Annotated in this window: 5 protein-coding genes and 1 pseudogene; 5 read left to right on the plus strand and 1 reads right to left on the minus strand. The window is 73.8% G+C overall.

From position 1 onward, the window contains the following. The first annotated feature begins 316 nt into the window (after nucleotides 1-316). The 4 genes from pcaDC to CCN29_RS30135 all read left to right on the plus strand — a co-directional run bounded on the left by pcaDC (nucleotide 317) and on the right by CCN29_RS30135 (nucleotide 3,720). On the plus strand, nucleotides 317-1,612 hold the full coding sequence (gene pcaDC / locus CCN29_RS30120) for a bifunctional 3-oxoadipate enol-lactonase/4-carboxymuconolactone decarboxylase PcaDC (RefSeq protein WP_086685697.1): 1,296 nt from the start codon (nucleotides 317-319) through the stop codon (nucleotides 1,610-1,612). Nucleotides 1,613-1,730: 118 nt separating this feature from the next. Further along, nucleotides 1,731-2,366 carry an MBL fold metallo-hydrolase gene (locus tag CCN29_RS30125; protein ID WP_006135012.1) on the plus strand — a complete coding sequence of 212 codons (636 nt, stop codon included), beginning with the start codon at nucleotides 1,731-1,733 and terminating at the stop codon, nucleotides 2,364-2,366. 92 nt (nucleotides 2,367-2,458) lie between these two features. Then, nucleotides 2,459-3,238, plus strand: coding sequence for an exodeoxyribonuclease III (locus CCN29_RS30130; RefSeq protein WP_086685699.1), 780 nt, complete (start codon nucleotides 2,459-2,461; stop codon nucleotides 3,236-3,238). Between the two features lie 74 nt (nucleotides 3,239-3,312). Further along, nucleotides 3,313-3,720 carry a DUF6278 family protein gene (locus CCN29_RS30135; RefSeq protein WP_086685701.1) on the plus strand — a complete coding sequence of 136 codons (408 nt, stop codon included), beginning with the start codon at nucleotides 3,313-3,315 and terminating at the stop codon, nucleotides 3,718-3,720. A gap of 493 nt (nucleotides 3,721-4,213) precedes the next feature. Here the strand turns inward: CCN29_RS30135 and CCN29_RS30140 are convergent, their stop codons facing one another. Beyond that, a complete protein-coding gene (locus tag CCN29_RS30140; RefSeq protein ID WP_006135015.1) occupies nucleotides 4,214-4,978 on the minus strand; it encodes a hypothetical protein in 765 nt (254 codons plus the stop codon). A 154-nt stretch (nucleotides 4,979-5,132) separates the two neighbouring features. Between CCN29_RS30140 and CCN29_RS30145 the strand changes: the two are divergent. Further along, nucleotides 5,133-5,402 (plus strand): annotated as a pseudogene (locus CCN29_RS30145) (hypothetical protein); the annotation flags it as partial.

Consider the following 5,402-nt stretch of genomic DNA (forward strand, 5'->3'; position numbering starts at 1 on the left):
TCGGGTACGGGCGCCCGTACCGCCGGGGCGGGCGTGGCCGGTGGACATGTCGGGCATGGTGGGGTGCGGGTCGGGGGCGGGGCGTGCAGGGTCGGTGAATGTGTGATGTGCGTGCGCCGGGTTCGCCGAGCCGAAATGCGTATCGGACACGCGTGTTTCGGTCGTATCGGTTGCCGTGGGATGAAGCGTGCGCCGGATGTGCCCCGCCCGTATCCATTAGGGTTCCGTGCCGGACGTGGTGTTGCGTGCAGGTGGGGGGCCGTCGGCTCTTTCCCCGGCCACGGGAGATTTCGTACGACGTGAGAGGGTCTGACGGGTGAGCGAGACACCACCGAACACCCTGCAATACCGCTTCGACGGGCCGGAAGACGCCCCGGTTCTGATCCTGGGCCCGTCCCTCGGTACCACCTGGCACATGTGGGACCGGCAGATCCCCGAGCTGACGAAGCAGTGGCGGGTGTTCCGGTTCGACCTTCCCGGGCACGGCGGCGCCCCCGCCCACCCCGCGGCCTCCGTCGCCGACCTCGCCACGCGGCTGCTCGCCACCCTCGAAGGGCTCGGCGTCCACCGCTTCGGGTACGCCGGCTGCGCCCTCGGCGGCGCCGTCGGCATCGAGCTGGCCCTGCGCCACCCGGAGCGCCTCGCGTCCCTCGCGCTGATCGCCGCCTCGCCCCGCTTCGGCACCGCCGACGAGTTCCGCCAGCGCGGCGTGATCGTGCGCACCAACGGCCTCGACCCGATCGCCCGCTCCGCGCCCGAGCGGTGGTTCACCGGCGGGTTCGCCGCCGCCCAGCCCGCGATCACCGAGTGGGCCGTGCAGATGGTGCGCACCACCGACCCCGGTTGCTACATCGCCGCCTGCGAGGCGCTCGCCTCCTTCGACGTGCGGGCGGGGCTCGGCAGCGTCGGCGTCCCGACCCTCGTGCTCGTGGGCTCCGAGGACCAGGTCACCGGGCCCGCCGAGGCCCGCACCCTGGTCGCCGGCATCCCCGACGCCCGGCTCGCCGTCGTGCCCGGCGCCAGCCACCTGGTGCCGGTCGAGCAGCCCGCCGCCGTCACCGACCTGCTGGTCCGGCACTTCTCCACCGCCTGGCAGCCCCTCCCCGAGAACGCCACCGGCCATGTCGTGCTGCCCGCCGCCGCGCCCGCGGCTCCGGTCGCCGTCGCGCCGCAGCCCGCACCCGTCGCCGCGATCGCCCCGGCCGCGGCGCCCCCGCAGACGCAGGGCGTCCCGGACACGTACGACGCCGGGATCAAGGTCCGCCGGGAGGTGCTGGGCGACGCGCACGTCGACCGGATCCTGGAGCAGACCGACGCCTTCTCGGAGGACTTCCAGGAGCTCGTCACCCGGTACGCCTGGGGCGAGGTCTGGGACCGCCCCGGACTCGACCGCCGCACCCGCAGCTGCGTCACCCTCACCGCCCTCGTCGCCGGCGGTCACCTCGACGAACTCGCCGTGCACACCCGCGCCGCCCTGCGCAACGGGCTCACCCCGGACGAGATCAAGGAGGTGCTGCTCCAGGCGGCCGTCTACTGCGGCGTCCCGGCCGCCAGCCGCGCCTTCCGCGTGGCCCAGCAGGTCGTCCGCGAGGAGACCACCCCGCCGGAGTGACGTCCGAGCCCTGCCGGAGTGAGGTCCGAGCCCCGCCGGAGTGAGCGTGTCCGTCCGCGGGACCTCGTACCCGCTCGCCCCCGGCGCGCCGCCTGCGCCCCGGATGCAGGATGGAGCCATGAAGCTCACCAAGATGTCGCACTCCTGCGTCCGGCTGGAGAAGGACGGACGGGTCCTCGTCGTCGACCCCGGCGGGTTCAGCGAGGAGGACGCCGCCGTCGGCGCGGACGCCGTGCTGGTCACCCACGAGCATCCCGACCACTTCGACGAGGGCCGGCTGCGGGCCGCCCTGGAGGACGATCCGGCGGCCGAGATCTGGACGCTGAAGGCGGTCGCGGACCGGATCTCCGCGGCGTTCCCGGGCCGTGTGCACACCGTCGGCCACGGCGACGTCTTCACCGCCGCCGGTTTCGACGTCCAGGTGCACGGCGAGCTGCACGCGGTGATCCACCCGGACATCCCCCGCGTCACCAACGTCGGCTTCCTGGTCGACGGCGGCAAGCTGTTCCACCCGGGCGACGCGCTCACCGTCCCCGGCCACCCGGTCGAGACGCTGATGCTGCCCGTCATGGCGCCCTGGAACAAGATCTCCGAGGTGATCGACTACGTCCGCGAGGTGCGCCCCCGGCGTGCCTACGACATCCACGACGCCCTGCTCACCGACCTCGCCCGCCCGATCTACGACCGTCAGATCGGCGCCCTCGGCGGCACCGAGCACCTGCGGCTGGCCCCCAAGGACGCGGTCCGGCTCTGAGGCCGGCCGAGGGATTCCGGGGCGAGCCCGGGCGAGCCCGGGCGCCGGCCGCCGCCCGTGCGTTGTCGGACCCGGCGGGTAGGTTGTGAGGCATGCGCATCGCGACCTGGAACGTGAACTCGATCACCGCCCGCCTGCCGAGGCTCCTGGCCTGGCTGGAGAGCAGCGGCACGGACGTGCTGTGCCTCCAGGAGGCCAAGGTCGCCGAGGCCCAGTTCCCGGCGGAGCAGCTGCGCGAGCTGGGCTACGAGTCGGCGGTGCACGCCACGGGCCGGTGGAACGGCGTGGCGGTGCTCTCCCGCGTCGGCCTGGAGGACGTGGTCAAGGGCCTCAAGGGCGACCCGGGGTACGACGGCTCGGTGGAGCCCCGCGCCGTCTCCGCGACCTGCGGCCCGGTGCGCGTCTGGTCGGTCTACGTGCCGAACGGCCGCGAGGTGGAGCACCCGCACTACGCGTACAAGCTCCAGTGGCTGGAGGCCCTGAAGGCGGCGGTCGCGGGCGACGCGGCGGGCGACCGCCCGTTCGCGGTCCTCGGCGACTACAACATCGCGCCGACCGACGACGACGTGTACGACCGCGCCGCCTTCGAGGGCTCCACCCATGTCACCCCCGCCGAGCGCGCCGCCCTCGCCTCCCTACGCGAGGCCGGCCTGAGCGACGTCGTCCCGCGCCCCCTCAAGTACGACCACCCGTACACGTACTGGGACTACCGCCAGCTCTGCTTCCCCAAGAACCGCGGCATGCGCATCGACCTGGTGTACGGCAACGAGCCGTTCGCCAAGGCGGTCACCGACTCCTACGTCGACCGGGAGGAGCGCAAGGGCAAGGGCGCCTCGGACCACGCCCCGGTCGTGGTCGACCTGGACGTGTGACGGCGGTCGGCCCGGCGTCGGCGGACCCCGCGCGCCTGTGGTGCGCGGGGCGGTTCGAATGACAGGCTGGCAGTATGAGGATCCCGTTCCTGGGCAGGCGGCGCCGGGAGGACGAACTCCCCGGCCCGGAAGGGCTCGCCGAACTCCTCGCCGAGTGCGCGCTGTTGCGCTCCCAGGCGGAGCTGGAAGGGGTCCGGCTGGACGACGGCCCGGCCTCGCTGGAGGCGCTCGACCAGCTGGTCCCGCGCTGGCGGGACGACGAGGACGCCTCCGACTGGCTGGGCAACGACGCCGGGTTGTACCTGGGCACCGTGATCGTCCGCACCGTGGCGGGCGCCGCGTGGGACCTCCGTCCCGACGGGCAGCCGGTCGTACGGCTCGCCGGCGGACGGGAGTTCGACGTCGTGGACGCCGGACACCGGTGGGCGGCCGACGGCGCGCCCGAACTGTCGCAGCTCTACGCCGAGGTCGCGGAAGGCTGATCCGCACGACAGGCTTGAGGCCGATGACGGCTGATCGCCCATGGGGTTCACCCACGCCGAGGTCGTGGAAGACCGGCGTGCGCGCCCCCGCGCACACCCCATCACCCGCCGTAAATACGGCTTATGCCCGGAAAGTGCGTGTCGCCCCGCCCTGGCGATCTTGCCCGGATACGTTGCGGCGGTCACCATGACGCACCGGATCCTGTCCGCCCGGACCTCGACTACGATGTCTCCTCCGTCCCGGTGGGGGAGGAGACTTCGCGGCGTAAGCGGGGACGCCGCCGCCGGGAGGGGACCGCCCGCCCAGCCGGGGCGGCGGATCACACAGGCCGGTCCCGTCCGGCGGCAGCCGGAGATCACTGCTCCCGGCGGCAGCGACCGAGCCACGGTCGCCCGCGGGTGAGGAGAAGGTCAGCTGCGCGCCGGACGGGTGGTGCCGCCCACGCCCCCCCCGGCCGTCTCCGAGGCGCCCGCCGCGAGCGAGGCGCGCCCCTCAGTCCGCCCGGTGCGACTTCTTCTGCGCCGAGGGCTCCGGCGCGGGCAGCGGGCTCTGCGCCGGCTTGGTGACGTCCGCGACCAGCTCCACCACGTCCGGGCCGTACGCCTGCGAGCTGACGACCTTCAGCAGCAGCACGAAGGACCCCGACCCGTACTTGCGGGCCAGCCGCTCGTGGTTGCGGGCGAGGTAGCGGGTCGCCGCCTGGTTGGTGATCGCCCGCTGGCCGCAGAACAGGAACACCGGCCGTGTCTCGCGCCGTTCGCCCGCCGTCAGCCGCGCCAGCAGCACGTACTCGGTGACGCCCGGCTCCATCCGGTACAGCTCGGAGCCTATGCGGAAGGCGCCGCGGTCCGGCCCCGGCTCCGGGTCGACGTTGACCCGCACCCCGGGCAGCATGGCCGCCATGTGGGCGACCATCCGCCGGTTCGAGCCCGGCCCGCCGACGCAGAACTCGGTCCGCTCCCCGAACCCCTGGTGCGCCGCGTCCTGGGTGACCACCTGGACGTGCGCCCCGCAGTCCTTGATCAGCGCGGACAGTTCGAGCAGCGCGAACACGTCGAAGCGGTGCACCGCCGGTTCCGCCGTCGCCGGGTCGCGGTTGACGACGAGCAACGACTCGGCGTTCTCCGGCAGTCCGAAGAACGCCTGCTTACGGCGGAGCTTGCGATTCCAGAGGTAGGTACGGGCGATCCAGCCCAGGGCGGCGCTGATGCCCGCGGCCACCAGGCCCAGCACGATGTTGCGCACGTCGTCATTCATGGGCGCGCATGCTAGCGGTCCTGAGCGCACCCGTGTTCGACGCCCCGGCGCGCCGGACGCACCCGCCGCGCGAGCCGCCACGCCCGTACGGCCTCACTGACGCGGGCATGGCGGCGAACTAAGCTGCCCGGACGGCCCTTTACTGGAGGTGCGGATGCGTCGCCCCGTCGCACGGAAATTCGCGGTCCTCGCGGTCACCACCGCCGTCGTCTCGGTGGGAGCGGCCGCGCCGCCCACCCCCCACGGCGGACCAGCCGCCCACACAGCCCCCCACACCCGCCCGGCGCCGAAGGTTCCGGTGGCCGTCGGTCACGGCGGCGCCGTCTCCAGCGTCGACGGCGTTGCCGCCCCGGCGCAGCACCCCGATGCCGGCGCCGCTGGCGTCGGCGTCGAGGGGCTGCGCCAGTGCGGCAACGCCGGCGAC

It is taken from the genome of Streptomyces pseudogriseolus (genome assembly GCA_002154585.1).
In the GTDB taxonomy this organism is placed as follows: domain Bacteria; phylum Actinomycetota; class Actinomycetes; order Streptomycetales; family Streptomycetaceae; genus Streptomyces; species Streptomyces pseudogriseolus.

Bases quoted from the DNA above. Each gene is read 5' to 3' on its own strand.
- CCN29_RS30125 (WP_006135012.1), top strand. From the start codon at position 1,731: ATGAAGCTCACCAAGATGTCGCACTCCTGCGTCCGGCTGGAGAAGGAC.
- CCN29_RS30130 (WP_086685699.1), top strand. From the start codon at position 2,459: ATGCGCATCGCGACCTGGAACGTGAACTCGATCACCGCCCGCCTGCCG.
- CCN29_RS30135 (WP_086685701.1), top strand. From the start codon at position 3,313: ATGAGGATCCCGTTCCTGGGCAGGCGGCGCCGGGAGGACGAACTCCCC.
- CCN29_RS30140 (WP_006135015.1), bottom strand. From the start codon at position 4,978: ATGAATGACGACGTGCGCAACATCGTGCTGGGCCTGGTGGCCGCGGGC.